Source organism: Mesorhizobium sp. M1399 (assembly GCF_040317735.1).
Lineage (GTDB): Bacteria > Pseudomonadota > Alphaproteobacteria > Rhizobiales > Rhizobiaceae > Mesorhizobium.
The window spans coordinates 31,765-53,211 of sequence record NZ_JAMYKZ010000016.1 but is presented as its reverse complement, the minus strand read 5'-3'; the positions used below and the strand labels follow the sequence as shown (position 1 = coordinate 53,211).

Here is a 21,447-nt window from a genome sequence, read left to right as displayed (position 1 = left end):
CCCTAGATCGAAACGTCCGCGATGGCCGCCTTGGCCATCGCGAGTTGGGCGGGAGCGACGGAGAGGTCACGCAGGCCGGCTTCGAGCAGCGCCGGGATCGAGGCGGGGTCGCCGCCGGCATCGCCACACAGGCTGACCGGGATATTATGCTCGCGCCCGAAGGCGGCAACCGACGCGATCAGCCGGAGTACGGCCGGGTGCCTGACGGAATTCAGATGTGCGACCGAAATGTTATCGCGAGCGGCGGCCATCACGTATTGGGTCAAATCGTTCGAACCGATCGAGAAGAAGGCGGCCCTGGCGAATGCCTCCGGCGCAATCGCCACCGAAGGCACCTCGACCATGATGCCAAGTGGCGGCATTTTTTGCGCGATGCCGCGCGCCAAAAGGTCAGCCTGCTCCTCAGCGAACAGCGCGGTGGCGCGTTCATACTCTTCCGGAACGGCGATCATCGGGAACATCACCTTCAGATTGCCGTGCATGGCGGCGCGGAGCAAGGCGCGGATCTGCACGCGAAAGACCTCTGGGCGCGCCAGCGACAGCCTGATCCCGCGCAGGCCAAGGAATGGATTACCTTCCTCGACGGTCAGGCCCGGCACAGGCTTATCGCCGCCGGCATCGACGGTACGGATTGTTACCGGCCTGTCGCTGGCCCATTCCAGCACTTTGCGGTAGGCGTGATATTGCGTCTCCTCGTGCGGCAGCGTCTTGCCGAACAGGAATTCGGTCCGCATCAGCCCGACACCGTCGCACGTCGCGACATCGATGCTGTCTACATCGGACGGATCGGCGATATTCACCTGCACCCCGATCGCTATGCCGGTCTTCGTTGCCGCCGGCCTTGTCAGATAGGCTGCCGCTTTGCCGCGATGCGCCGCGAAAGACGACGACGATCGCCGGAACGCGTCGATCTCCGCTTTCGAAGGCCCCAACACGATGCCGCCATGTTCGGCATCGAGCAGTGCGATTCCGGCAAGGTGAGCCGGCGAAGCACCAGGCCCGGCTACCCCACGCCCCACGAGCCCAAGCCCCACCACCATGGGCACGCCGCGCGAGCGTGCCAGCATTGCGACATGACTTGCGGCGCTTCCGGCCTTAAGCGCGATGCCGCCGCCGGCACTCCAGTCGGTCTCGAGGAAGCGCGTCGGTGCGATATCCTCGCCATACAAGATCGCACCCGCCGGCGCGGCAATGTCGCCGCCCCCGGTCAGCGCGCGTAGCACCTGGTCGCGTATATCGCGCATATCGGCCGCGCGCGCCCGGAAATAGTCCTGCTCGGATGTTTCGTAGCCGGCGATCTCGGCGTCGAGCGCTGTTCGCCAAGCCACATCAGCAGCCATGCCCTCGGCGATGTGCGAAAAAGCCGGGCCGGTCAGCGCGTCGTCCTCCAGCATGGCGAGCTGGAATTCGAGGATCCCGGCCGCCTCGCTGTCGCTGGTTTCGATCAATGTCGCGAGCCGGCCTGCGGCAATGGAGATGGCGACCTCAAGCGCCGCTTTCTCGTCCGCGGCCGTCGCCTTGCGGACATAACGCACAGCAGCCTGGTCGAGGTCGAACAGCGGCCCCTCGGCATAGCCGGCCGATGCCGAAATGCCCTGCAGCCTAAGCGGTTCGGGCATGGTCCTTGCCCTCGTCGAAATCGCGCCGCACCAGCTCGACCAGCGCGTCGACCGCCTCGCCGGCGCCGTCGCCTCTGGCTCGGATATGCAGCACAGTGCCTTTCGGCGCCTTGGCCGCCATCACCTTGACGATGCTCTTGGCGTCGTACCACGGCCCGTTGGCGGCGACCGCCACTTCGACCTCGGCCGAAAACGTCTTGGCAAGCTTGGTGAACTTCACCGAAGGACGCGCATGCAGGCCTACCTCATGGGTGATCAGGACGCTGGCTTCGGCTGCTGCGGACATGCTTGTCAAAATTCCCGTTCGTTTCACGACGGCGACAATTCGTGCGCCGTCGCTACCACTTCCCTGAGCGAGGCGCCGCCGGAAGCCTCGGTCGCCGCCATCACCGCGCCTTCGACGATCGGCGCATTGCAGACGATGATCTTCTGGGCGCGTGGTTCGCCGATCATCTCGACCGCCATCTCGCTATTGGTCTCGGCGCCGCCGAGATCGACGAGGATGGCGACACCCGCCTCCGACCAGGCCTTGTCGATGGCGCCCATGATCGCCTCGACATTGGTTCCCAGCCCGCCATGGCCGTTTCCGCCGCACCATGCAAGCGGCACTTCGTCGCCGACCATCTGCCGCACCATATCGGCGGTGCCTTCGGCGACCAGCGGCGAATGCGATACGATGACGATGCCGACATTGCTCATGCGCGCCTCTCGATTATCTCGGCTACGGCCCGCACCAGAAGCGCGGTCGAGCGTGCGCCGGCATCCATATGACCGATCGAACGGTCGCCAAGGAAGGAGGCGCGCCCACGCAACGCCTTCATCGGCACGGTCGCCTCGGCTGCGTTGTCAGCGACCTCGGCGATGTCCGCTGCCGCCCTTCCCTGCAGCAGGGCCTCATGCACCGGCTGCAGCACATCGAGCATGGTTTTTTGCCCGGCCTGCGACTTGCCTCTGGCGGCCACCGCTTCGATCGCCTTGCCGAAGGCCGCAGCCAGATTGGCGCGATCCGGCGCGGCGGAAATCTCCTTGCCGAGCGCCATGAACAGCGTGCCGAACAGGGGTCCGGAGGCTCCGCCGACGGTCATCACCAGCTTGGTGCCGACCGCCTTCAGCGCCTCGGGCAACGGCTTTGCCGCGAACGCGCCGGCCTCGGCCCGCACGGCCTCGAAGCCGCGTTTCATGTTGAGCCCATGGTCGCCGTCGCCGATCGCCTGGTCGAGCCCGGTCAGCTCTTCGGCATGGGCGGCGATGGTGTTTGCCGCCGCCTCGATTAGCCTGGAAAGATCCGCTACCGCCATATCACCCATGCTCCTGGCCTCCGCGCTGCCGGCAGTACGAGAAAATTGCATATCCGGCAATTGAAGCATTCTTTTCCCCAGTCAAGCGGGTTCGAGCAACGCAGCGAGGGCAGTGAAGACCTCGGCGATGGCAAAGGCGCCGGGGTCGACCACGCCGTCGAGCTGGCTGCCAATATAGGCGGACCGCCCGGCCTTGGCCTTGCGCATGGCCGCGGTGGCCTCGGCGCCGCGTCGCGCCGCGACCGCCGCGTCCTCCAGACTGCCGCTATCCAACGCCCTCAAGGCGGGTTCCAGGGCATCGATCATCGTGCGATCGCCGACCCTCGCTCCGCCATGGAAGGACATCCGATCCAGGCCGACGAGAAGCGCCTTGGGAAGCGTTTCGCCAGATTTCGACGCCTGCGCGGCGGCGGTTAAGAAGATCGACAGCAGCACGCCACTGGAGCCGCCCATGCTGGTACTCAGGATGTCGCCGACGGTGGCGAGCGTTGCGGCAGGGTCGGCGAGCGGCAGTGTCTCAAGGCGGCTAAGCACGCTCCGCGCACCGGCCGCCACAGTCGATCCGGTGTCGCCGTCTCCCGCCTTGGCATCCAGTCCGTTCAACGCGCCTTCAAGCGAGATCAGCCGTTCGCAGACCGCGACAACCAACTGCTCGGTGCGTGCATCCTGGCTGGCTTTTGACGCGTTGTTCGGGCCGGTGGCTTTGGCTACCGGCACGACGCTCACTGGGCGAACGGCTCTTGCCGGCAGCCAGGCGTGAGGGCCGACCGGCGCCCGCAAGGCTACTTCGCGAGGCGCATCGAGCCGGATCAGCGACAGGGAAAAGCCGTTCATGTTGAGCGCCGTCATAAGCTGCCCGGGCCCGATCGTCAGCGTCACCTTTCGTGCCAGCGGTGAAGCCAACACCGCATTGGTGACAAGCAACATTTCCAGCGGCGGCACCGAACCGAGATTGTTGATCAGCAAGGCGTAGTCACTGGCGGGATCGAGCCGCGCGGCAAGGCGCTCCGACATGATCGCAACCAGCCTTTCGGCACTTTGCACCGCAATCCGCTCAACGCCCGGTTCGCCATGGATGCCGAGGCCGAGTTCGGCGTCGTCGGCGCCAAATCTTTCGTCATGGCTCTGGCCGGGGATCGAGCAGGACGACAGCGATATGCCGAGTGAAACGATGTCCACCGCCGCGGCCCGCGCCGTAGCGGCAACCGTCGCCAGATCGTTGCCGGCTTCCGACAGGTGGCCGGCGATCTTGTGCACGAACAAGGTGCCGGCAACGCCACGCGGCTGGGCAATATCCGGCAGGGCAATGTCGTCGGCGACGATCACCATCTCGACGCGGAAGCCTTCGGCGCGCGCCTTCTCGGCTGCCAAGCCGAAGTTGAGGCGATCACCGGTGTAGTTCTTGACGATCAGCAGGCACCCGGCGGGACCGGTTACCGCGCGGATGGCGGCCAATACTGCTTCCACGCTCGGCGAAGCAAAGATCTCGCCTGATACTGCCGCCGTCAGCATGCCCACGCCGACGAAGCCGGCATGCGCGGGTTCGTGCCCGGCCCCGCCGCCGGAGATGATGCTGACCTTGCTCTTATCCCAGTCCGCACGGAGGACGACCTTGATTTCGGGATAGCCGTCGAGGCGAGCGAGATCGCCGGCGCCGGTCGTGCCGAGAAAGCCGTCCAGTGCCTCAGTTACGATCGTATCCCTGCGATTGAAAAAATGCTTCATCGAATTGGTCCAGTCCGGTGCCCGAAATTGCCGGTTGAAAGGTGCCAGGAAAACACTCGCGCAGCGCTCACATCAGCCGTCGCCCATCGGCGCCGAAATACAGCGGCGAGCGATAGCGGATCATGATCTTGTCGCCCTGCGCCAGGTCGGTGTCGGGGTCGGTCAGCGTCACCAGCTTCCTGGTCCCCACCGTCACGTGCAGATGGTTCTGGTCGCCGAGATGCTCGACCCAATCGACGACGCCGTCGGCATGGCCGTTCGCCGCCTTCTCGATCGAAAGATGTTCGGTGCGCGCTCCGATCGTCTTGGTTCCCGCCGGCGCGCCGCCATCCGGCAGCAGTCCGACCGGCAACAAATTGATGGCCGGTTGGCCTAGCCTTGCCGCGACGTGAAGGTTTGCCGGCTCAGAATAGATCGTGCGCGGCGAACCGATCTGCACCAGCACGCCGTCGGCGAGGATGCCGATGCGGTCGGCCATGGTCATCGCTTCGATCTGGTCGTGTGTGACGTAGAGCATTGTAGCGCCGAGTTCGGCCTGGATGCGCTTCAGCTCGAGCCTGAGATCGGCGCGCAGCTTGGCGTCGAGCGACGACAGCGGCTCGTCCATCAGGTAGATCGACGGTTTGCGCACCAGAGCGCGGCCGATGGCGACGCGCTGCATCTCGCCGCCCGACAGTTTGGTCGAGCGATTATTCAGCTTGTGGTGGATGCGCACCATCTTGGCCACGTCCTCGACGCGGCGGCGGATCTGATCCTCCGGCATTTTGCGCGCCGGCGAGCGTAGCGGAAAGGCGAGGTTGTCGTAGACCGACAGATGCGGATAGAGCGAATATTGCTGGAACACGAAAGCGGTGTCGCGCTCGGCCGGCGACAGCGTCGTCGTGTCGTGGCCGGCAATATGGATCGAGCCCGCTTCGGGCCGCTCCAGCCCAGCGATCAGCCTGAGCGTCGTCGTCTTGCCGGCGCCAGTCGGCCCGAGCAGCACGACGAATTCCCCGTCGGCGATATGCAGGTCGAGATTGTCGACGGCGACATGCTCGCCAAAAACCTTGGTCACGCCTTTGATGTGAACGTCAGCCATGATGCGCTCTCCCCTGGGAGGCCGACTCATGGATTTCGGTGCGCACCGCACGGCCGGATCCTTTTGCGAACAGCGACAGCCGCGCGCTGCTCAGCGCCAGGCCGACATGATCGCCCGGATTGAGCCGGATTTCGGCCGGTACCCTGGCCTTGATGATGCCGTCTGCCGTCTCCACCGCCACAATCTGCGTGGTGCCGAGATATTCGGTGCCATAAATGGCGCCGCGCAGCTTCGAAGCGTCATCGAAACGGATGTGCTCCGGCCGGATGCCAAGCGCCATCTCGGCCGGCGCAATATCCTCCCGCACCTCCGGCACGGTCACCTTCGCGCCTTGCACAACAATTTCCCTGGCGCCCTTTGAAAGGCCGCCGCCGAAGCCGAGGAAATTCATCGGCGGCGAGCCGATGAAGTCGGCGACGAACATCGTTGCCGGCCGGTCGTAGATTTCGCGCGGCGTGCCGAACTGCTCGATGACGCCATGGTTCATCACCGCGATCTTGTCGGCCATCGACATCGCTTCCATCTGGTCATGCGTGACATAGACGGTGGTGGCGTGGATGCGGTTGTGCAGGTCGCGCAGCTCATGGACCATCAGGTCGCGGAATTCGGTGTCGAGCGTGCCGAGCGGCTCGTCCATCAGGAAACACTTTGGCCGCCGCACGATGGCGCGGCCGAGCGCTACGCGCTGGCGGTCGCCGCCGGCAAGCCCGGAGACGGATTTGTTGAGCAGATGGTCGATCCGCAAAAGCTTCGCCGTCTCTTCCACCCTGACCCGGATTTCAGCGCCTGGCATGCCTTGCGCCAGCAACGGAAAGCCGATGTTCTTCCTCACATTCATGTGCGGATAGAGCGCGAACAGCTGGAATACGAAGGCGATGTCGCGCTCGCGGGCACGCCGCATGGTGACGTCCTCGCCGCCAAGCAGGATCTTGCCGCCGGTCGGCAGTTCGAGCCCGGCGATCATACGAAGCGTCGTCGTCTTGCCGCAGCCCGACGGCCCTAGCATGACGAAGAATTCGCCGTCCTCGACGACGAAGTTGGAATCCTGCACGGCGACGAAATCGCCGAATGCCTTTCTCAGATGTTCGACCCTGATCTCGGCCATCGTCTACTCCGGAAATTTCGAGACGATGATGAACATCGCCGTGCCGGCCAGCATGGTGATGAAGGAATAGGTGTAGAGCGCCAGCGCGAAGGGCTGGAACAGCATCAGGAAGCCGATGGCGATGATCGCCGTGGCGACGTTTTCCATCAGCCCGCGCCTGGCCCAAACGGGCCAGCGCGATTTGCGTTTTGCGGTCATGCTCATTTGCGCACCGCGCCGAAGGTGATGCCGCGCAGCAATTGCTTGCGAAGCAGGATGGTGAAGACCAGGATCGGCACCAGGAAGATCGTTGTGCCGGCCGCGACCGCCGGCCAGTCCTGGCCGCCTTCGCCGATGATGGTCGGGATGAAGGGCGGCGCGGTCTGCGCCGTGCCCGAGGTCAGTAGCGCAGCGAAGGCATATTCGTTCCAGGCAAAGATCAGACAGAAAATGGCGGTTGCGGCAATACCGGTGGTCGCCTGCGGCAGTACCGTGCGCCAGAACGCCTGCAGCCTGGTGTAGCCGTCGATCATCGCCGCTTCTTCATATTCGCGCGGGATCTCGTCGATGAAGCCTTTCAGCAGCCACACTGCCAACGACACGTTAACCGCCGTATAGAGCAGGATCATGCCGAGAGCCGTGTCCGACAGGCCAAGCTCGCGATACATCAGGTAGATGGGAATCGCGACCGCGATCGGCGGCATCATCCGCGTCGACAGGATGAAGAACAAAAGGTCGTCGGCGAGCGGCACTTTGAAGCGCGAAAAACCGTAGGCCGACAGCGTGCCGAGGAACACTGCGCAAAAGGTTGAGCCGAAGGCGATGATCAGCGAATTGACGAAGCGCGGCATGAAGTTCGAGGGGCCGGCGATCACCATGTTGCGCTTGCGCACCGTCTCGTCGCAAAGGCCCGTCGCCGGCCCCAGCGAGTTGATGTATTCCGGCGTCTGCCTTGTCCGCGTCGTGAACAGGTTACAGTAGCCCTCAACGCTGGGCTGGAACAGGATCTTCGGCGGATAGGCAATCGAATCCGGCGGCGTCTTGAAGCTTGTCGCGAAGATCCACAGCAGCGGTACGATCGAGATCAGCGCGTAGGCCACGATAATCGTGCCGGCGACGCGCTTCGACGTGGCCGAGGGTGCGACGACCGAATGGGCTGACGTCAGGCTCATCTCTGCTTCACCTTGTTGAGCGCCTTGACGTAGATGTTCGCCAGGCCGAACACCGCGACGAACAGGATGATGGCGAAGGCCGAGGAATAGCCCGTCCGCCAGCTTTCGAAGGCCTGCCGCTTCAGCGTGATCGAGGCCACTTCGGTGGTCGATCCCGGCCCGCCGCCGGTGAGCAAATTGACCATGTCGAACATCTTGAAGTTCTCGATTCCGCGAAACAACACCGCCAGCATGATGAAGGGCAGCGCCATCGGCAGCGTGATCGACCAGAACTGCCGCCAGTTGGAGGCGCGGTCGACCTCGGCCGCTTCGTAGATGTATTCGGGGATCGAGCGCAGGCCGGCGAGGCAGATCAGCATCACGTAGGGAGTCCACATCCAGGTATCGACGATGATGATCGACCATGGCGCCAGCGAGACGTTGGACAGCATGCTGATCTCGGTTGCCGGAATGCCGGTGACGAACGAAACGGCGTAGGCGAACAGCCCGATCTGTGGCTCGTAGAGGAAGCGCCAGAAATTACCGACCACCGCCGGCGACAGCATCATCGGCACCAGGATGATGGTCGTCCAGAAGGCGTGGCCACGAAACTTACGGTCGATCAGCCAGGCCAGCGTGAAGCCGATCAGCGTCTGCAGCAGGATGGTCCAGAACACGAAATGCGCCGTCGTCTGCATGGCGATCCAGATGTCCTGGTCAGCGAGGATGCGCTTGTAGTTGGCCAGCCCAAGGTTCTTCACCACCTCGTTGGGGCGATTGGCGCGAAAGTTGGTGAAGGACAGATAGATCGCCCAGAACAGCGGGAAGATATTGATGGCGAGAAGCAACAGGATCGTCGGCGAGATGAACAGCCAGGCGAGGCCCTTGTCGCTGATGCCCCGGACCTTGCGGGCCAACGGCTCAGGCGTAGCCCGGGCAACGCTGTCCGCCGTCCGATTGAGCATAGTCAGTCCTGCTTCGGTCACTTGGATCGTCTCGAGAATGGAATTTATCTGAACTGTGTCCCGTGCCAAGGGCGGCACGGGACGGTTCGGTCATGGGCTCGGGAGGAGCCGGTTACATCCGATTACATCTTGCCATCGTCCTGGAAGACCTCGGTCCAGTCCTTGACGAGGCCGTCGAGCGCGTCCTTGGCCGAGCCTTGCCCGGCAACGACATAGTCGTGGAAGCGCTTCTGCGATGCCTGCAGCAGCGGTGCGTAGCTCGGCTCGGCCCAGAAATCCTTCACGATGGCCATAGAGTCGAGGAAGGTCTGCGCATAAGGCTGGCTGGCCGGGAAGCCCGGGTCCTTGACGACCGCGTTGAGGCAGGAATAGCCGCCGAGCGACCACCATTTGGACTGCACGTCCTTGTTGGCGAACCATTTGATGTATTTGAGCGCGGCTTCCTGCTTGTCGGAATAGGAGACCACCGAGATGCCCTGGCCGCCGAGCTGGGCGAACTGGTCGCCGTCGGGACCCTTGGGATTGACGAAATAGCCGATCTTGTCGCCGCCGACATTTTCGTCCTTCTGCAGGCCTGGCCAGGTGAAGGCGAAGTTCATGTGCATCGCCACCTGGCCGGATTTGAAGGCGTCGACGCCTTCGCCCATGTAGCTGTTCGAGGCGCCGGGAGGGGTGCAGCAATCATAGAGCGCCTTGTAGAACTCCAAGCCCTTCACCGATTTATCGGAGTTGACGAAACCTTCCATCTCGTAGGGCTTTTTCGGATTTTCATACTGGAAGCCGAAGCTGTAGAGTACGTCCATGGCACCCATGGTGATACCTTCCGAGCCGCGCTCGGTGTAGATCGACGCGCCATAGACGGTCTTGCCGTCGATCTCGCGCTTCTGGAAGAATTCGGCGATCTGCCTCAGCTGGTCGAAGGTTGTCGGCGGGCCGAGATCCCAACCGTATTTCTCCTTGAATTCCTTCTGCAGTTCCGGCTTGGAGAACCAGTCCTTGCGATAGGTCCAGCCGACGACGTCGCCCATAGCCGGCAGCGCCCAGTAATTCGGCGAGTTCTTCGGCCATTCCGAGTAGCCGACGACAGTCGCCGGCACGAAATCGTCCATGCTGATCTTCTCCTTGTCGAAGAAGTCGTTCAGCTTGACGTAATGGCCGTTCTCGGCGGCGCCGCCGATCCACTGGCTGTCGCCGATGATCATGTCGCACAGCTTGCCGTGCGAATTCAGCTCGTTGAGAAAGCGGTCGGCATAGTTGGTCCACGGCACGAATTCGAATTTCATGCCGATGCCGGTTTCCTTGGTGAAGTCCTTGGACAATTCCACGAGCGCGTTAGCCGGGTCCCAGGCTGCCCAGCAAAGCGTCAGATCTTCTGCCTGCGCGACGTTCGAAACGGCTGTCGACGCGAGGAGTGTCGATGCCAGTCCCAACGCCAGTTTCAAGGTCGATTTCATGCCTTCCTCCCATTTGCGAAACGCGTCCGGATGACGGTTTCAAGAGCCCGCTAAACCCCTCCTCCGGGGCCTAAACACAACGGCGCGGCAACACGTCGGATGTTTAGTAATTTGTTTAGTGATGCAATTTTTACTAAACAAGGCAAGCGAATTCGTTGCTGCACCGCAGCATGTCGAATCGGGGAGCAATGTCGGAGTTGCGGCGCCCGCCTAGGTCACCGTCTTGTTGCTGACCGTCACCGGACGGATCGCTGGGGGCGGCGGCAGCAGGGCGCGGATGTCGGCGAAGGGGAAGACCGGCTCGAAGCGGAAGGCCTCCGCGAACGCTCCGGCTGGGCCGTTGCACTGGCCGGCGCGAAAGGCGTTCAGCGTGCGCGCCGCATTGACGAAACGCTCGGGATCCTGCGACTGATGCGCCCGGATCGCCTCCGCCTTGAGATCGAAATGCCTGGAGGTATCGACGTAATGCGTCGGCGAAAACCCGGTGCCGCCGAGCGTGTCGGCATGCAGTACCGGCACCGAGAATGACGCGGCGATGCGCACGCCGTCCGACAGCGCGCGGTGGTCGCCATGATAGTCGTTCGGCGCATGGGTAATCGCCAGATCCGGCCCTATCTCGCCGATCAGTGCTCTCAGCGCCCCGATCAGGGCGGCGTCCGCCACCAGCGCGCCATCGGGAAAATGGATGAAGCGCGGCGTCACGCCAAGCAGACCGGCCGCCGCCGTCGCCTCTTTGCGGCGCGTGCGGGCAAGCGCGGCCGGATCGCCGTAGCCGCCCCTGGCGCCATCCGTGGCTACGGCAAAAAAGAGTTCTGCGCCTTGCGCGGCATAGGCGGCCATCGTACCGAACATGAAGATCTCGATGTCGTCCGGATGCGCGCCAAGCGCCAATATCTTCACTCTCATCCCTCCCGGAAATGGAAAACGTGCCCAACGGAATTCTGCTCGCTCTCATCGCCTATGCAAGCTATTCGTGCAGCGACGCGGTTGTCAAAAGCCTGGGCGGGCAGTTCAACGTCTTCGAGATCGGCTTCTTCTCGACATTGTTTGCCGGCTGCTTTCTGCTCTTTGCCAGGCCGCCAGGCGAGCGTTGGCGCGATTTCTGGCGCACGACACGGCCTTGGGCGGTACAGGCCCGCGCCTGGGCCGGCATCGCCTCCGGCGTGCTCAGCGTCTACGCCTTCACCACCATCCCGCTGGCGGAAGTCTATGCGCTGATCTTCCTGGCGCCGCTGTTCGTCACCATCCTGGCCACGCTCGTCCTCAAAGAGAAGGTCGGCCCATGGCGGTGGCTGGCGGTCGTCGCTGGCTTTGCCGGGGTGATGCTGGTCGTCAGGCCTGGGTTTCGCGAGTTGCATCTTGGTCATCTGGCGGCGTTCATCATCGCCTTCCTGGCCGCCACCAATGTCATCCTGATGCGTTCGCTCGCCGCGCAGGAAAAGCGCACGACGATGCTCGGCGTGCTGATCGGCTACGGCCTGCTCTTCAACGGCGTCGGTGCGGCGGCTACCTCGTTCTCGCTGCCGGATGGCAGGCAATGGGCGTGGCTGGTGCTGGCCGGCGCCTTTACCGCCGGCGGTCAGTTGCTGCATCTGCTGGCGGTCAAATACGCGCCGGCCAACCGCATCGCGCCAACGCATTATTCGCAAATCGTCTGGGCGGTGGTTCTAGGTGCGCTGTTCTTCAGGGAATATCCGGATTTTCTGTCGCTGGTCGGCTTGGCCGTGGTCGGCGGTTCCGGTCTGCTGACGATGGTGCGCGAGGAGGTGCGGCTCGGCACCGTGCGCTGGAACCCGTTTTCGCGGACCAGGCTTTGAGTCGGCGCCGAGGTTGCGCCGCGACCGCCACCGCTGATATGCGGTCACTGCCAACTGGCTGCACATCCTTGGGACAATGACCACAAAACCTTTGCCGGACCTGCCGGTCTCCGCTGCCTTGCCGGCGCTCAATGAAGCGCTCGGCCATGGCAATAGCGCCGTGCTGGTGGCGCCGCCCGGTGCCGGCAAGACGACGCTGGTTCCACTGGCGCTGCTCGACGCTGAATGGCTCGGCGCCGGAAAAATCATTCTGCTCGAGCCGCGCCGCCTCGCCGCCCGCGCTGCCGCCCGCCGCATGGCCGAATTGCTCGGCCAAGAGCCCGGTGAAACCGTCGGCTATGCCATGCGCATGGAAAACCGCACTTCCGCAAAGACCAGGATTCTCGTCGTCACCGAAGGCGTGCTGTCCCGCATGATCCTCGACGATCCCGAGCTGCCCGGTGTCGCGGCGGTGTTGTTCGACGAGTTCCACGAACGCTCGCTCGACGGCGATTTCGGGCTGGCGCTGGCGCTCGACGTGCAAAGTGCGCTGAGGCCCGACCTCAGATTGCTGGTGATGTCGGCGACGCTCGACGGTGCGCGTGTCGCAAAATTGCTGTCCGGCGCGCCGGTGATCGAGAGCGCAGGCCGCGCCTTTCCGGTCGACATCCGCTATGACGAGCGGCCGGCCGGCGTCACCATCGAGGATGCCATGGCAAGGGCGATCCGCTCGGCGCTTGCCGGGGAGGAGGGCAGCGTGCTTGCCTTCCTGCCTGGCCAGCGCGAGATCGAGCGCACCGCCGAGCGGCTGGCGGGCAAGGTCGGCGCCGACACCGACATCGTGCCGCTCTATGGCATGCTCGACAACAAGGCGCAGGACGCGGCGATCAAGCCGGCGCCGCCCGGCCGCCGCAAGGTGGTGCTGGCGACGTCGATCGCCGAAACCTCGATCACTATCGACGGCGTGCGCGTCGTCATCGATTCCGGCCTGTCGCGGCTGCCGCGCTATGAGCCGGCCAGCGGCCTGACGCGACTGGAGACGGTGCGTGCTTCCCGCGCTTCCGCCGACCAGCGCGCCGGCCGTGCCGGGCGCACACAGCCGGGCGTCGCCATCCGGCTGTGGCGGGCCGAGCAGACCGCGGCACTGCCGGCCTTCACGCCGCCGGAAATCCTCGAAGCCGATCTCTCCGGCCTGTTGCTCGATTGCGCGGCGTTCGGCGTTGCCGATCCGACGAGCCTGTCCTTCCTCGACCCCCCGCCGGCTCCGGCGCTCAACGAGGCAAGGGCGCTGCTGCGCGCGCTCGATGCCGTCGATGCGGCAGGGCGCTTGACGGAGGCCGGTGCCGCGGTGCGCAAGCTGGCTCTGCCGGTCCGGCTCGCCCACATGGTCGCCGAGGCGGCAAGGACCGGCCAGGCGCTCGAGGCGGCGATGCTGGCCATGCTGCTCACCGAGCGCGGCCTTGGCGGCGATGGTGCCGATCTCGAACGGCGGCTGATGCGCTTTCATGCCGAAAGATCGCCGCGTGCCACCGCTGCCCGGCAGCTGGCCGAGAGGTTGGCAAAGCAGGCTTCACCCTCCCCCTCGACGGGAGGGTCGGCGAGCGAGCCGAGCGCAGCGAGACGAGGGAGACGCGGCGGGGTCGCCGATGGCGTGCCCGAACCGACCCCACCCCGGTCCGCTACGCGGATCGACCCTCCCCTCAAGGGAGAGGGCAGCACCGCCGGCGCTCTCCTCATCCATGCCTGGCCGGACCGGGTCGCTAAAGCGCGCGGCGAGCGTGGCCGCTTCGTGCTTGCCAACGGCTCCGGCGCCATGCTCGACGCCTCCGACCCGCTGGCCGGCGAGACCTGGCTCGTCGTCGCCGATCTGCAGGGTAAGGCGCAGAACGCCCGCATCACCGCGGCGGCGGCGCTCGACGAGGCCGACATCCGCACCGCGCTGGCGGAAAAGATCGAGACTCGCCGCGAGGTGAGCTTCGACCGCGATAGGCGCGCGGTGCGGGTGCGCGAAACGGTTCGGCTCGGCGCCATCACGTTGTCCGAACGCATGCTGCCGGCGCCGACCGGTGCCGACGCAGACAGCGCCATTCTCGACGCCTTGCGCGAACACGGCCTGTCGCTGCTGCCGTGGAGCAGGGAAGCGGAGACGTTGCGGCAGCGGCTCGGCTGGCTGCATCGCGGCCTCGGTGCGCCATGGCCCGATGTCTCCGATGCGGCGCTCGTCGAGCGCCTCGACGACTGGCTGCTGCCGTTCCTTTCCGGTGCCGCATCCTTTGCCGCGATCGATCCCAGCGTGCTTTCGCAAGGCCTGATGACGCTGGTACCGCACGAATTGCAGCGCAAGATCGACACATTGGCGCCGACCCATTTCGACGCGCCGTCGGGCAGTCGGCTGCCGATCCGCTATGAAGGCGAATGGCCGGTACTGGCAATCCGCGTGCAGGAGCTGTTCGGCCTCGACCGGCATCCCGCGATCGCCAACGGCACTGTGCCGCTGACGCTCGAATTGCTGTCACCGGCGCACCGGCCGATCCAGACGACGCGCGACCTGCCCGGGTTCTGGCGCGGCTCCTGGGCCGATGTGCGGACAGACATGCGCGGCCGCTATCCCAGGCATGTCTGGCCGGAGAACCCGCTTCTCGCCGCCGCCACGAGCCGCGCCAAACCGCGCGGTACCTAATGATTCCCGGACTGTTATCCCGAACGGAAGGCCAGCTTCGGCGCTTTTTCGGAAAAGACCTCCGGCTGTTTCCCCTCTATAATCATTGGCCATGATAAACATCCTGCACGCACCCGACTTCCAGCAAAGCCAGCGGCTGCGCCTCAACACGCTGATCAGGTTGCGCTGGCTTGCCATCGTCGGCCAGAGCCTGACCGTGCTTGTCGTCGCTTACGGGCTGAAATTTCCGCTGCCGGTCAGCATGTGTTTTGCGCTGATCGCTTGTTCGGCCTGGATGAACCTTTTGCTGACCTTCCGCTATCCGGCGGCGCATCGGCTTACCCCGCTCTCGGCCTTTGCCATCCTGACCTTCGACAGCCTGCAGCTTGCCGGCCTGCTCTACATGACCGGCGGTCTCACCAATCCGTTTTCGCTGCTGATGACCGTGCCCGTCGTCGTCTCGGCGACGTCGCTGCCGCTGCGGCTGACCGCCATGCTCGGCGCGCTGGTGATCGTGGCGGCGACGCTGCTGGTCTTTTACCACCTGCCGCTGCCCTGGCATGAGGGCGCGCCATTGGCGATGCCGTTCATCTATGTCGCCGGCATGTGGATGGCGGTGTTCTGCTCCATCGCCTTTACCGCGATCTATGCCTTCCGGGTGGCCGAGGAGGCGCGGCTGCTTGCCAACGCGCTTGCCGCCACCGAACTGGTGCTGCAGCGAGAGCAGCATCTCTCGGCCCTCGACGGCCTCGCCGCCGCCGCCGCGCACGAGCTCGGCACGCCGCTCGCCACGATCGCGCTTGTCGCCAAGGAGATGGAGAAGGCGCTTGGCCAAGATCCGAAATATGGCGAGGACGTGAAGCTGCTGCGTTCGCAGAGCGAGCGCTGCCGCGAAATCCTGAAGCGCCTGACCAGCCTTTCCTCCGAGAGCGAGGTGCACCTCTCGCGCCTGCCGCTGACCTCGCTGGTCGAGGAGGTGACGGCGCCGCACCGCGATTTCGGCATTTCGATCAAGCTTCGGCCGGGCGAGCGCATCGGCCCGGAACCGGTGGGCCGGCGCAATCCCGGCGTCATCTACGGCCTCGGCAATCTGGTCGAGAACGCCGTCGACTTCGCCCGCAAGAATGTCACCGTGCGCTGGAGCTGGACCGAGGCCGTTGTCAGCTTCACGATCATCGACGACGGGCCGGGCTTTCCGCCCGAGATCATCGACCGCATCGGCGAACCCTATATGTCAACGCGACAAGGCACCGAAGCCGGCGGCGGCCTCGGCCTCGGCCTATTCATCGCCAAGACCTTGCTCGAACGCTCCGGCGCGACGCTCGATTTCCGCAATTCGAGCGAGCCCGGCGAGGGCGCTATCGTGCAGATATCGTGGCCGCGCAGCGTCTTCCTCAATCCCGAGCAGGCTTCGGCCACCATGTTCGACACGGCCTAAATTGGACAATAGCGTTGCGAAACTATATTTGCGTAAAAATCAGGCAGCAGGATTTTCAGCACGATGAGTACTGACGAAACGATTGGCGCAATGGTCGAAGGCGAGGACACCTCGCTGCTGATCGTCGACGACGACAAGCCGTTCCTGACGCGGCTTGCCCGCGCCATGGAAACCAGGGGTTTTGTCGTCGAGACGGCAGAGAGCGTCGAGGAAGCGGTTGCCAAGGCGCGCGCCAATCCGCCGGCCTATGCGGTGGTCGACATGCGGCTGGCCGACGGCAACGGCCTCGACGTCGTCGCCGCGATCCGCGAGAAGCGCGACGATGCCCGCGCCATCATCCTCACTGGCTACGGCAACATCGCCACCGCGGTGACGGCGGTGAAGCTCGGCGCTATCGACTATCTGTCGAAGCCGGCCGACGCCGACGACATCTTTGCAGCCCTGACCCGCACGGCGGGCGAACGCGCAGCACCGCCCGAAAATCCGATGTCGGCCGACCGGGTACGCTGGGAGCACATCCAGCGCGTCTATGAAATGTGCGACCGCAACGTCTCGGAAACCGCGCGCCGGCTGAACATGCATCGCCGCACGCTGCAGCGTATCCTCGCCAAGCGCGCGCCGCGCTAAAAGGCTCTGACTGCAGGCTTGCCCGGCCAGCGCTGTTTGCGCATCATCGCTTGGCGGTGTCGGACCTTGCCGCTGATACGACGGAGGCGACATGCAGGACGAAAAGCGGCTGGTCTCCATGCTGCGCGAATTCCTCGACAGCGAGGCGGCCGGCGGCCTCATCCTGATGGCTGCGGCGGCGCTGGCCCTGATCGTCGCCAATTCGCCGCTGGGCGAGGCTTATTTCTCCGCCCTCCACGCCTATCTCGGACCGCTCAGCGTCTCGCACTGGATCAATGACGGCCTGATGGCGGTGTTCTTCCTGCTGGTCGGCCTCGAGATCAAGCGCGAGATGCTCGACGGCCAGCTCTCGACTTGGCCGCGCCGCGTGCTGCCCGGCATCGCCGCCGCCGGCGGCATGGCGGTGCCGGCACTGGTCTACGTCGCCATCAACCGCAACGATCCGGCCGCTCTGTCCGGCTGGGCGATCCCGACCGCCACCGATATCGCCTTTGCGCTCGGAGTGCTGTCGCTGCTCGGCAGCCGCGTGCCGGGCTCGCTGAAGATATTCCTCACCGCGCTCGCCATCATCGACGATCTCGGCGCCGTGCTCATCATTGCGGTGTTCTATACCAGCGGCCTGTCGCTCGCCTATCTCGGCGCCGCCTTCTCGGTCATCGCGCTGCTGGTGGTGCTCAACCGCATGCGGGTGCTGACGTTGCTGCCGTACGTCTTGCTCGGCATCGTTCTGTGGGTTTTGGTGCTCAAATCGGGCGTCCATGCGACGCTTGCCGGCGTCGCGCTGGCCCTCACCATTCCATTGAAGATATCGCTGGGCAGCGGCCACGATCTCGACCATTCGCCGCTGCACCGGCTCGAACACGGCCTGCACAAAGTCGTCGCCTTTTTCGTCATTCCGATTTTCGGCTTTGCCAACGCCGGCGTCTCGCTCGGCGGTCTCAGCGCTGCCGCCCTGGCCGAGCCGCTGACGCTCGGCGTCGCCGCCGGCCTCGTCGCCGGCAAGCTGGTCGGCGTGTTCGGGTCTTCTGCGCTTGCCATCCGGCTCGGCTTCGCCGATCTGCCGGTCAATGCCGGCTGGCTGCACATGATCGGCATTTCGCTGCTCTGCGGCATCGGCTTCACCATGAGCCTGTTCATCGGCCTGCTCGCCTTCGCCAGCGACGTCGCTCTGCAGGACGCGGTCAAGGTCGGCATCCTCGCCGGCTCCTTCATCGCCGCGCTCCTCGGCGCCACCGTGCTGCTGGTGGCGCCGGCGGCGGACGGGACGGACGAGGCGGAAGAATAGTCGCGCCGCCACTTCCGGCCTTCAGGCCACCTTCTCCCGCATCTGGACCCTACCCGTGCGCAATCATGACGTGGCGGACGGCTGTATAATCCTCCAGCGCATAGAGCGACATGTCCTTGCCGTAGCCGGATTGTTTCAACCCGCCATGCGGCATCTCGTTTGTCAGCATGAAGTGGGTGTTGATCCAGGTGCAGCCATATTGCAGGCGGGCGGCCGTCGCCATGGCGCGCGAAACGTCCTTGGTCCACACCGATGACGCCAGGCCATAGTCAGAGTCATTGGCCCAGTTCACCGCCTCGTCGACTTCGGAAAAACGGGTGACCGAAACCACCGGGCCGAACACTTCGCGGCGCACGATCTCGTCTTCCTGCAGCGCGCCGGCGACGACGGTCGGCTGGTAGAAGAAGCCGGAGCCCTCGCCCGGCTTGCCGCCCGTGGTGATCTCGATGTGCTTGAGCTCAGACGCGCGCTCGACGAAGCTCGAGACGCGATCACGCTGGCGACGCGAAATCAGCGGGCCGATCTCGTTCTCGGTATCGTCGGGGCGATCATACTTGATGGTCGAGACCGCAGCGGAGAGGTCGGCGACAAGCTTGTCGTAGATCTTCTTGCCGGCATAGATGCGGCAGGCGGCGGTGCAGTCCTGGCCGGCATTGTAATAGCCGAAGGCGCGCAGACCGTTGACCACTGCACCGAGATCGGCGTCGTCGAAGACGATGACGGGCGCCTTGCCACCGAGCTCGAGATGTGTGCGCTTGACCGATTTGGCGGCGGCCTGCAGCACCTTCTTGCCAGTGGCGACGTCGCCGGTGATCGAGATCATGTTGACCTTCGGGTGGTTGATCAGCGTGTTGCCGACACTGTCGCCGCGGCCGAGCACGACGTTGACGACGCCTTCCGGCAGGATCTCGGCAAGGATTTTCGCAAGCTTCAGCGCGGTCAGCGGCGTCTGTTCCGACGGCTTGAAGACGACGGTGTTGCCGCCGGCAATCGCCGGCGCCAGCTTCCAGGCCATCATCATCAGCGGATAGTTCCACGGCGCAATCGACGCGACAACGCCGATGGCGTCGCGGCGGACCATCGAGGTGTGGCCGGGAATGTATTCGCCGGCGACCTGGCCGGGCATCGAGCGGACCGCACCGGCAAAGAAGCGATAGCAGTCGACGATCGCCGGGATCTCGTCATTAAGCACGGCATTGATCGGCTTGCCGCAGTTCAGCGCCTCGAGCGCCGCGAAATCCTGTGCCGCGGCCTCGATGCGATCGGCGATCTTCAGGAGATAGCCGGCGCGCTGCGCCGGCGTTGTGCGGGACCAGGTGACGAAGGCTTTTTCGGCGGCAAGCACCGCCGCCTCGATCTGCGCCGGGCTGGCCTCGGGCAGATTGAGGATGCTCGCCCCGGTCTTCGGGTTGAGGATCGGTTCCTCGGTCTCGGTGCCTTTTTCGAATTTCGAGCCGATCAGCATCTGCGTGTCCATGGAAGTCTCTCCCTTATGAACGAGATCATTTGCCCGAACCGGCGATCTGGTCGCCGTCGCGGGTCAGGTAATAGGCAGCGAGGATGGGAAGCAGCGTCACCAGCACCACCACCATGGCCACGACATTGGTGACCGGACGCTGGCGCGGACGGATCAACTCTTCGAGCATCCAGATCGGCACCGTCTGCTGCTGGCCGGCGGTGAAGGTGGTGACGATGACCTCGTCGAAGGACAGCGCAAAGGCAAGCATGCCGCCGGCCAGCAGCGCGGTTGCGATGTTGGGCAGCACGACATGCCGAAAGGTCTGGAAACCGTCGGCGCCGAGATCCATCGACGCCTCGATCATCGAGCCGGACGTGCGGCGGAAACGGGCGACCGCATTGTTGTAGACGACGACCACGCAGAAGGTGGCGTGGCCGAGGACGATCGTCCAGAACGAGAACGGGATTTCGGCCAGCGCGAAGGCCGAGCGCAGCGCAATGCCGGTGATGATGCCGGGCAACGCGATCGGCAGGATGACCAGCAGCGATATGGTTTCGCGGCCAAAGAATTTTGTGCGGGACACGGCGGCGGCGCAGAGCGTGCCGAGGACCAGCGCGATGGCGGTCGAGATCGCCGCGACCCGTACAGACAGCGACAGCGCCTGCCAGACGTCGGGGCGGTTCCAGGTGACGGCGAACCATTGCGTGGTCAGGCCCGGCGGCGGCCAGACGAAGCTCTTCTCCTCGGTGGTGAAGGCATAGACGAAGATCAGCAGAATCGGCAGGTGCAGGAAAAGCAGGCCCCCGGTGGCAGCGAGCTTCAGGCCGATCGGCGCGGATTGGCCGCGGTCAGAGCGCATCGAAGGCCCCCATGCGCTTGGCGCCCCAGAGATAGAAGCCCATGATGACGATCGGCACCACAGTGAAGGCGGCGGCGAGCGGGATGTTGCCGGCGGTGCCCTGCTGCGAATAGACGGCCTGGCCGATGAACAGCCGCGAGGTGCCGATGATCTGCGGAATGATGTAGTCGCCGAGCGTCAGCGAGAAGGTGAAGATCGAACCGGCGACGATACCCGGCAATGCCAGCGGGAACAGCACGTTGCGGAAGGTCTGGCCGGGTGACGCGCCGAGATCGGAAGAAGCCTCGACCAGATTGCCCGGCACGCGCTCGAGGGCCGCCTGCACCGGCAGGATCATGAACGGCAGCCAGACATAGACAAAGACGATGAAGGTGCCGGTGGACGATACCGACAGCGAGTTGCCGCCGACGATCGGCAGCGACAGCCAGGCATCAAGCAGCCAAAGAAGATGCAATTTGGTCAGCAGCCACGTCAGGATGCCTTCCTTGGCGAGGATCAGCTTCCAGGCATAGATCTTGACCAGGTAGCTCGACCACAGCGGCAGCATGACGCCGAGATAAAACAACGCCTTCCAACGGCCGCGCGCATAGCGCGCCGCGTAATAGGCGATGGGAAAGGCAATGACCGCCGACGCAAACGTCACCAGCGCCGCCATCGTTACCGTGCGCAGGATGATGTCGAGATTGGCGGCCTGCAGCAGGTCGCCATAAGTCTTCAGCGTGAACTCGCGGTTGATGAGGCCGGAGAACTCGTCGATCGAGAAGAAGCTCTGCAAAAGCAGCGCGAACAGCGAGCCGATATAGACGATGCCGAGCCAAAGAACCGGCGGCAGCAGCATGAGCAGAAGCAGGAGTTGGGGCCGGCGCCAGAAGAGGTCGGAGAGCGCGCCGCGCAGGCCGCCGCTTCCCGGCAGGATGGCGGGGGTCGTGGCCCGCGGCATGGCGGCG

General features: G+C 64.6%; 20 protein-coding genes. 5 read left to right on the top strand and 15 right to left on the bottom strand.

All coding sequences use genetic code 11. The features are described from left to right. Positions 1-2 precede the first annotated feature (2 nt). The 12 genes from ptsP to NKH05_RS25315 all read right to left on the bottom strand — a co-directional run bounded on the left by ptsP (position 3) and on the right by NKH05_RS25315 (position 11,277). Positions 3-1,619, bottom strand: coding sequence for a phosphoenolpyruvate--protein phosphotransferase (gene ptsP / locus NKH05_RS25370; protein ID WP_353026329.1), 1,617 nt, complete (start codon positions 1,617-1,619; stop codon positions 3-5). Further along, a complete protein-coding gene (locus tag NKH05_RS25365; RefSeq protein ID WP_352717826.1) occupies positions 1,603-1,905 on the bottom strand; it encodes an HPr family phosphocarrier protein in 303 nt (100 codons plus the stop codon). The genes ptsP and NKH05_RS25365 overlap by 17 nt, the downstream gene beginning before the upstream one ends. 23 nt (positions 1,906-1,928) lie before the next feature. Continuing rightward, positions 1,929-2,318, bottom strand: a complete 390-nt coding sequence (gene dhaM, locus NKH05_RS25360) for a dihydroxyacetone kinase phosphoryl donor subunit DhaM (RefSeq protein WP_006325214.1) — start codon at positions 2,316-2,318, stop codon at positions 1,929-1,931. Beyond that, a complete protein-coding gene (gene dhaL, locus NKH05_RS25355) occupies positions 2,315-2,917 on the bottom strand; it encodes a dihydroxyacetone kinase subunit DhaL (protein WP_352717824.1) in 603 nt (200 codons plus the stop codon). The genes dhaM and dhaL overlap by 4 nt, the downstream gene beginning before the upstream one ends. An 81-nt stretch (positions 2,918-2,998) precedes the next feature. Continuing rightward, positions 2,999-4,642, bottom strand: coding sequence for a dihydroxyacetone kinase subunit DhaK (locus tag NKH05_RS25350; RefSeq protein WP_353005337.1), 1,644 nt, complete (start codon positions 4,640-4,642; stop codon positions 2,999-3,001). A 67-nt stretch (positions 4,643-4,709) separates the two neighbouring features. Further along, positions 4,710-5,723 (bottom strand): ABC transporter ATP-binding protein, encoded by a 1,014-nt coding sequence (locus tag NKH05_RS25345; protein ID WP_353026327.1) that lies wholly within the window; start codon positions 5,721-5,723, stop codon positions 4,710-4,712. Continuing rightward, positions 5,716-6,828 carry an ABC transporter ATP-binding protein gene (locus NKH05_RS25340; RefSeq protein ID WP_353026325.1) on the bottom strand — a complete coding sequence of 371 codons (1,113 nt, stop codon included), beginning with the start codon at positions 6,826-6,828 and terminating at the stop codon, positions 5,716-5,718. The genes NKH05_RS25345 and NKH05_RS25340 overlap by 8 nt, the downstream gene beginning before the upstream one ends. A 3-nt stretch (positions 6,829-6,831) precedes the next feature. Continuing rightward, positions 6,832-7,032 (bottom strand): hypothetical protein, encoded by a 201-nt coding sequence (locus NKH05_RS25335; protein WP_352640685.1) that lies wholly within the window; start codon positions 7,030-7,032, stop codon positions 6,832-6,834. Then, positions 7,029-7,979, bottom strand: coding sequence for a carbohydrate ABC transporter permease (locus NKH05_RS25330; protein ID WP_023717959.1), 951 nt, complete (start codon positions 7,977-7,979; stop codon positions 7,029-7,031). Before NKH05_RS25330 ends, NKH05_RS25335 begins: the two co-directional genes overlap by 4 nt. Next, positions 7,976-8,923, bottom strand: coding sequence for a carbohydrate ABC transporter permease (locus tag NKH05_RS25325; RefSeq protein WP_031211681.1), 948 nt, complete (start codon positions 8,921-8,923; stop codon positions 7,976-7,978). The genes NKH05_RS25330 and NKH05_RS25325 overlap by 4 nt, the downstream gene beginning before the upstream one ends. Before the next feature lie 122 nt (positions 8,924-9,045). After that, the gene (locus NKH05_RS25320; RefSeq protein ID WP_023717957.1) at positions 9,046-10,377 is read right to left on the bottom strand and encodes an ABC transporter substrate-binding protein; all 1,332 of its coding nucleotides are present in this window, start codon (positions 10,375-10,377) and stop codon (positions 9,046-9,048) included. A 210-nt stretch (positions 10,378-10,587) separates the two neighbouring features. Next, positions 10,588-11,277: a PIG-L deacetylase family protein gene (locus tag NKH05_RS25315; RefSeq protein WP_352717818.1), complete on the bottom strand. Its 690-nt coding sequence runs from the start codon at positions 11,275-11,277 to the stop codon at positions 10,588-10,590. Positions 11,278-11,303: 26 nt separating this feature from the next. On the opposite strand from NKH05_RS25315, the gene NKH05_RS25310 reads away from it, so the two are divergent. The 5 genes from NKH05_RS25310 to nhaA all read left to right on the top strand — a co-directional run bounded on the left by NKH05_RS25310 (position 11,304) and on the right by nhaA (position 18,182). Then, positions 11,304-12,194, top strand: a complete 891-nt coding sequence (locus tag NKH05_RS25310; protein WP_352640679.1) for a DMT family transporter — start codon at positions 11,304-11,306, stop codon at positions 12,192-12,194. Between the two features lie 76 nt (positions 12,195-12,270). After that, complete coding sequence (gene hrpB, locus NKH05_RS25305; protein ID WP_353026321.1) at positions 12,271-14,853, top strand: ATP-dependent helicase HrpB; 2,583 nt, start codon at positions 12,271-12,273, stop codon at positions 14,851-14,853. Positions 14,854-14,944: 91 nt separating this feature from the next. Further along, positions 14,945-16,270, top strand: coding sequence for an ActS/PrrB/RegB family redox-sensitive histidine kinase (locus NKH05_RS25300; RefSeq protein ID WP_353026319.1), 1,326 nt, complete (start codon positions 14,945-14,947; stop codon positions 16,268-16,270). A gap of 63 nt (positions 16,271-16,333) precedes the next feature. Continuing rightward, entirely contained in the window at positions 16,334-16,897 is a 564-nt protein-coding gene (locus tag NKH05_RS25295; protein ID WP_023676342.1) for an ActR/PrrA/RegA family redox response regulator transcription factor, read from the top strand. A 91-nt stretch (positions 16,898-16,988) separates the two neighbouring features. Then, the gene (gene nhaA, locus NKH05_RS25290; protein ID WP_352640675.1) at positions 16,989-18,182 is read left to right on the top strand and encodes a Na+/H+ antiporter NhaA; all 1,194 of its coding nucleotides are present in this window, start codon (positions 16,989-16,991) and stop codon (positions 18,180-18,182) included. Between the two features lie 49 nt (positions 18,183-18,231). Here nhaA and NKH05_RS25285 read toward each other — a convergent pair whose 3' ends face one another. Genes NKH05_RS25285 through NKH05_RS25275 form a run of 3 tightly spaced genes read right to left on the bottom strand, consistent with a single transcriptional unit; the run spans position 18,232 to position 21,440 of the window. Then, positions 18,232-19,659: a gamma-aminobutyraldehyde dehydrogenase gene (locus NKH05_RS25285; RefSeq protein WP_352483988.1), complete on the bottom strand. Its 1,428-nt coding sequence runs from the start codon at positions 19,657-19,659 to the stop codon at positions 18,232-18,234. A gap of 25 nt (positions 19,660-19,684) precedes the next feature. Further along, positions 19,685-20,500, bottom strand: coding sequence for an ABC transporter permease (locus NKH05_RS25280; RefSeq protein WP_352483989.1), 816 nt, complete (start codon positions 20,498-20,500; stop codon positions 19,685-19,687). After that, entirely contained in the window at positions 20,490-21,440 is a 951-nt protein-coding gene (locus tag NKH05_RS25275) for an ABC transporter permease (RefSeq protein ID WP_352484000.1), read from the bottom strand. Before NKH05_RS25275 ends, NKH05_RS25280 begins: the two co-directional genes overlap by 11 nt. Positions 21,441-21,447: the final 7 nt, after the last annotated feature.

Excerpts from the sequence above, each read along its gene's own strand:
- dhaM (WP_006325214.1), bottom strand. The coding sequence starts at position 2,318 with ATGAGCAATGTCGGCATCGTCATCGTATCGCATTCGCCGCTGGTCGCC.
- hrpB (WP_353026321.1), top strand. The coding sequence starts at position 12,271 with ATGACCACAAAACCTTTGCCGGACCTGCCGGTCTCCGCTGCCTTGCCG.
- NKH05_RS25320 (WP_023717957.1), bottom strand. The coding sequence starts at position 10,377 with ATGAAATCGACCTTGAAACTGGCGTTGGGACTGGCATCGACACTCCTC.
- NKH05_RS25335 (WP_352640685.1), bottom strand. The coding sequence starts at position 7,032 with ATGAGCATGACCGCAAAACGCAAATCGCGCTGGCCCGTTTGGGCCAGG.
- NKH05_RS25280 (WP_352483989.1), bottom strand. The coding sequence starts at position 20,500 with ATGCGCTCTGACCGCGGCCAATCCGCGCCGATCGGCCTGAAGCTCGCT.
- NKH05_RS25365 (WP_352717826.1), bottom strand. The coding sequence starts at position 1,905 with ATGTCCGCAGCAGCCGAAGCCAGCGTCCTGATCACCCATGAGGTAGGC.
- NKH05_RS25285 (WP_352483988.1), bottom strand. The coding sequence starts at position 19,659 with ATGGACACGCAGATGCTGATCGGCTCGAAATTCGAAAAAGGCACCGAG.
- dhaL (WP_352717824.1), bottom strand. The coding sequence starts at position 2,917 with ATGGCGGTAGCGGATCTTTCCAGGCTAATCGAGGCGGCGGCAAACACC.
- nhaA (WP_352640675.1), top strand. The coding sequence starts at position 16,989 with ATGCAGGACGAAAAGCGGCTGGTCTCCATGCTGCGCGAATTCCTCGAC.
- NKH05_RS25275 (WP_352484000.1), bottom strand. The coding sequence starts at position 21,440 with ATGCCGCGGGCCACGACCCCCGCCATCCTGCCGGGAAGCGGCGGCCTG.
- ptsP (WP_353026329.1), bottom strand. The coding sequence starts at position 1,619 with ATGCCCGAACCGCTTAGGCTGCAGGGCATTTCGGCATCGGCCGGCTAT.
- NKH05_RS25325 (WP_031211681.1), bottom strand. The coding sequence starts at position 8,923 with ATGCTCAATCGGACGGCGGACAGCGTTGCCCGGGCTACGCCTGAGCCG.
- NKH05_RS25350 (WP_353005337.1), bottom strand. The coding sequence starts at position 4,642 with ATGAAGCATTTTTTCAATCGCAGGGATACGATCGTAACTGAGGCACTG.
- NKH05_RS25340 (WP_353026325.1), bottom strand. The coding sequence starts at position 6,828 with ATGGCCGAGATCAGGGTCGAACATCTGAGAAAGGCATTCGGCGATTTC.
- NKH05_RS25295 (WP_023676342.1), top strand. The coding sequence starts at position 16,334 with ATGAGTACTGACGAAACGATTGGCGCAATGGTCGAAGGCGAGGACACC.
- NKH05_RS25345 (WP_353026327.1), bottom strand. The coding sequence starts at position 5,723 with ATGGCTGACGTTCACATCAAAGGCGTGACCAAGGTTTTTGGCGAGCAT.
- NKH05_RS25330 (WP_023717959.1), bottom strand. The coding sequence starts at position 7,979 with ATGAGCCTGACGTCAGCCCATTCGGTCGTCGCACCCTCGGCCACGTCG.
- NKH05_RS25300 (WP_353026319.1), top strand. The coding sequence starts at position 14,945 with ATGATAAACATCCTGCACGCACCCGACTTCCAGCAAAGCCAGCGGCTG.